At 61.1% G+C, this 411-nt stretch carries 1 protein-coding gene; it reads right to left on the bottom strand.

Annotated features, from left to right (window positions below):
- Positions 1-75 precede the first annotated feature (75 nt).
- The coding region (locus AUL35_RS21365; RefSeq protein ID WP_156418159.1) for a tyrosine-type recombinase/integrase at positions 76-411 on the bottom strand (336 nt) is incomplete at its 5' end.

Here is a 411-nt window from a genome sequence, read left to right on the forward strand (position 1 = left end):
GTCGCTGTCGGAACGGTCGCCAACAGGGCTCGCAAGCGGCCGTCCCGCGCTGAGATGCTGCGATGCTATGGGACTCTAAACCTCGGTTCCCTCTGCAAGGGTCAGCGCATCCTCGACATCGACGCCGAGGTAACGCACCGTGCTTTCGATCTTGGTATGGCCAAGCAGGATCTGAACAGCGCGGAGGTTGCCGGTCGCACGGTAGATGATCGATGCTTTCGTCCGCCGCAGCGAATGCGTGCCGTAGTCCTCCTTCCGCAAACCGATCGCCGTCACCCACTCATCGACGAGGCGAGCATACTGTCGTGTGCTGAGGTGAGTGGAGTGATCGATGCGGCTCGGGAAGGCGTAATCATCGACCGTTCCGCCACGTCGTTCAAGCCATGCCAGGAGACTTGTGCGTGCTGCTTC

It is taken from the genome of Aureimonas sp. AU4 (assembly GCF_001463765.1).
Lineage (GTDB): Bacteria > Pseudomonadota > Alphaproteobacteria > Rhizobiales > Rhizobiaceae > Aureimonas.